This window comes from Phenylobacterium sp., assembly GCF_036402295.1.
GTDB lineage: Bacteria > Pseudomonadota > Alphaproteobacteria > Caulobacterales > Caulobacteraceae > Phenylobacterium.
Genome location: NZ_DASWTE010000102.1, coordinates 1 through 3307 on the forward strand (window position 1 = coordinate 1; position 3307 = coordinate 3307).

Genomic DNA, 3307 nt, shown 5'->3' on the forward strand with positions numbered 1-3307 from the left:
CACATCTGGGCGCTGCACGTGCCGGGCAACAACAACCCGACCGGCGTGAACGTGAAGTCGAAGTCCGACACCGTTCCCTTCCACCCGTACTACACGGTGAAGGACGGGTTCGCGATCGCGGTCTTCCTGCTGCTGTACGCCGCCTTCGTGTTCTACAACCCGAACGCCCTGGGCCACGCCGACAACTACATCCCGGCCAACCCGCTGGTGACGCCGGCGCACATCGTGCCCGAATGGTACTTCCTGCCGTTCTACGCGATCCTGCGGGCGGTTCCGGACAAGCTGGGCGGCGTGCTGCTCATGTTCGGCGCCATCGGCACGCTCTTCGTGCTGCCCTGGCTCGACACGTCGAAGGTGCGCTCGATGCGCTACCGTCCAACGGCGCGGCTGTACTTCTTCCTGTTCGTCTTCTTTGCTCTGATCCTGGGCTGGTGCGGCGGCAAGCTGCCGGACGACCCGGTGTTCGGCAGCCCCAGCGGCTTCATGGTGCTGGACGCCGACATCAACAGCTTCGTCTGGCTGAGCCGGATCGCCACGCTCTACTACTTCGCCTACTTCTGGCTTGTGCTGCCGGTCCTCGGCCTGACCGAGACCCCGCTGCCGGTGCCGGAATCCATCTCCGAACCTGTCCTGTCGCACCCTGCCACCACTCCGGCTGGCGCTGCGGCGTCGCCTGAAAAGAGGGGCTGAGCCTGAAGATGCTGCGCAAAGGTATCGCGCTCGCGGCGCTGGGGCTCGCCCTGATCGGGGGCCCGGCCCTCGCCTCCGGCGGCCACACCGAGACCCGCCACGTCGCATGGACGTTCGACGGGCCGTTCGGCAAGTTCGACCCGGCCCAGCTCCAGCGGGGCTACAAGGTCTATCGCGAGGTCTGCTCGGCCTGCCACTCGATGAACCTGGTGTTCTTCCGCAACCTGGGGCAGCCCGGCGGGCCGTTCTACGACCCGGAGTACAAGAACCCGAACGACAACCCGTACGTGAAGGCGCTGGCCAAGGACATCCAGGTCAACGACATCGACTCCGAGACGGGTGACGTCGTCCAGCGTCCGGCCATCCCGGCCGACAAGTTCCCGTCGCCGTTCCCCAACGACGCCGCCGCCGCGGCCTCGAACGGCGGCGCGATCCCGCCGGACCTGTCGGTGATCGTCAAGGCCCGCCCCGGCGGCGCCGACTACATCTACTCGCTGCTGACGGGCTACCGGAACCCGCCGGCCGGCCTGAAGGTCGGCGCCGGCCAGAACTACAACGTCGCCTTCGCGGGCGATCTCACCGCCTACTGGAGCGGCGACCATAAGCATGTCCCGCCCGGCGGCTTCCTGGCCATGCCGCCGCAGCTGGCGCCCGACAAGGTGACCTTCGACGACGGCACCAAGTCGACCGTCGACCAGCAGGCCGAGGACGTCACCGCGTTCCTCGCGTGGGCCTCCGAGCCAAAGCAGATCGAGCGCAAGGCGTTCGGCCTGGGCGCGATGATCTACCTCCTGATCTTCACGGTGCTGCTGTACTTCAGCTACCGCCGCGTCTGGCGCAACGTCGCCCACTAGGGCGGACGCCAGCGCCACAAGCGATAGGAGAGGCCCCGGAGTGATCCGGGGCCTTTTCGTTTCAAGGGATCGGCTGCACGACCAGCTTCCCGCCCGGGAAGTCGAAGCGCAGACGGAAGTGGGCCAGCACCGCGCCGCCTAACAGCCCCACCGCCTCGCCCTCGGGCTTCATGAGCCCGGCGCCCACGTCGCGCCCGACCGCGCCGCCGAACTCCACCTGGGGCAGGCGCGCCAGGAAGACGCCCTCTGGATAGAGCTCGTCGGGCCGCAGGGCGCCCGGAATCTGAGCCAGGTCGTCGGCGAGACGTACCGGCGCATTGGCCCCCGTGGCGATCACGAAGCGGCCGCTGAGCCGGTGCGCGTCGTCGGAGACGGCCGCCTCGACCGTCGGTCGCCCCAGGTCCCAGGCGAGGTTCAGGGCCCGTCCTGCAAACCGCGGAGCCCGTCCGGGCGCCGAGAGGCGCACGCGGCAGGGGGCGTAGGTCACGTCCACGACGAAGCCCCGCAGCACATCGGCCCCGATCACGCCGGCTGCGGGGGTCGGCAGGTTCCAGGTGCGGACATCGAGGTCCTGCACCTTCAGCGGCGCGGCGCGCACCACCATGCCACCCACGCTGACATCGCCCGTGAGCGCTATGGCGACGATGCCTTCGGCCTGGGCCTTGGTCTCGTGCAGCGCCGTCTGGGCCGCACCGGTGTCCAGGATGTAGTCGCCGGCGATCCCCGCCACCTGCGCCGGTACGGTGATCGTCCCGGCCTCGAACCGGCAGGCGAGCTCGGCCGCGTGCGCCGGGCCGGCCGCGAGCAGCAGGAGAAAGGGGAGGAGACTCGGGCGGGCCACGGGGGCCGACCATAGCGCCAGATTCTGCCTTATCGGCGCCTCCCGGAGCCCCCACATTGAAGGCATGGCTCATACGCCCGCTTGGAGAAGCTTCCGCCGAACCCAGGACCTGACCGTCGCCACGGCCGGGCTGATCTATGCGGGCGCGGTGGTGCACGCCTTCGACCGGCTGAGCGACGACGCCCTGATCGTGCAGCGGACGCTGATCTGGCCCGGTGTGTTCCTGATCGCGTCGCTGGGAATCCCGCTGGCGGTAGGCGTTCTGCGCCGGGGCCTGGCGAAATACGTCTGGATGAGCTTCCTGGCCGGCTTCGGCCAGAACGTGCGCTCGATCGTGGCCGGCGTGGTGCTGCTGGGCGGCGCGGCGGCGCTGATCTACTGGCAGATCTCCAGCGCCGCCCAGGGCGGTCGCTATCCGGCCGGCGTGTTCTCGGGCTACGCGGCCGGGATCGGCATACTGGCGGCCCAGGCCATGCTGGTGCGGGTGCTGGAGCGGCACCCCGAGGTTAAGCGGCAGATCGAGGTCTAGACCTCGCCGCGCCCGCTCCCCCCGCCGTTGCGCGCGAACACCTGCAGCGTCCGCAGGCGCGCCAGGCGGGCCGAGTCCTCGTGGTAGTCGCGCCGGCGGTCCGAGACGAAGCCGTGGCCGGCGTCGTAGAGGTAGACCGGCAGGTCGGGGTGCCGCTCGCGGATCTCGTCCACCTTCTCCATCGGGATGGAGGCGTCGGTCTTGCCGAAGTGCAGGATGGTGGGACAGCGCGGCGTCTCGTCGACCAGCTCGCTGATCCGGCGGCCGTAGAAGCAGGAGGCCGCCGCCACGCCGTCGCAGCGGCAGGCGACCAGCCACGTCGCCGCTCCGCCCCAGCAGTAGCCGGTGACGAAGCGCGGCCCCTCCATCGCGTCCAGCGCCGCCTGGGCGTCG

General features: G+C 69.8%; 5 protein-coding genes. 3 read left to right on the forward strand and 2 right to left on the reverse strand.

Annotated features, from left to right (window positions below):
* Together VGD44_RS06470 and VGD44_RS06475 are read left to right on the forward strand one after the other, a co-directional pair.
* The coding region (locus VGD44_RS06470) for a cytochrome b (RefSeq protein WP_414694621.1) at window positions 1-690 on the forward strand (690 nt) is incomplete at its 5' end.
* Window positions 691-698: 8 nt separating this feature from the next.
* Entirely contained in the window at window positions 699-1544 is an 846-nt protein-coding gene (locus VGD44_RS06475) for a cytochrome c1 (protein WP_331085072.1), read from the forward strand.
* 61 nt (window positions 1545-1605) lie between these two features.
* On the opposite strand, the gene VGD44_RS06480 is transcribed toward VGD44_RS06475, so the two are convergent.
* Window positions 1606-2385, reverse strand: coding sequence for a hypothetical protein (locus tag VGD44_RS06480; RefSeq protein ID WP_331085074.1), 780 nt, complete (start codon window positions 2383-2385; stop codon window positions 1606-1608).
* A 64-nt stretch (window positions 2386-2449) separates the two neighbouring features.
* Between VGD44_RS06480 and VGD44_RS06485 the strand changes: the two genes are divergently transcribed.
* Window positions 2450-2914: a hypothetical protein gene (locus VGD44_RS06485; protein WP_331085077.1), complete on the forward strand. Its 465-nt coding sequence runs from the start codon at window positions 2450-2452 to the stop codon at window positions 2912-2914.
* Here the strand turns inward: VGD44_RS06485 and VGD44_RS06490 are convergent.
* Window positions 2911-3307 (reverse strand): dienelactone hydrolase family protein (locus tag VGD44_RS06490; RefSeq protein ID WP_331085079.1); only part of this gene is annotated, 397 nt, incomplete at its 5' end. The two genes, VGD44_RS06485 and VGD44_RS06490, sit on opposite strands and share 4 nt — an antisense overlap.

Coding starts and splice junctions, on each gene's coding strand:
- VGD44_RS06475 (WP_331085072.1), top strand. CDS start 699: ATGCTGCGCAAAGGTATCGCGCTCGCGGCGCTGGGGCTCGCCCTGATC.
- VGD44_RS06485 (WP_331085077.1), top strand. CDS start 2,450: ATGGCTCATACGCCCGCTTGGAGAAGCTTCCGCCGAACCCAGGACCTG.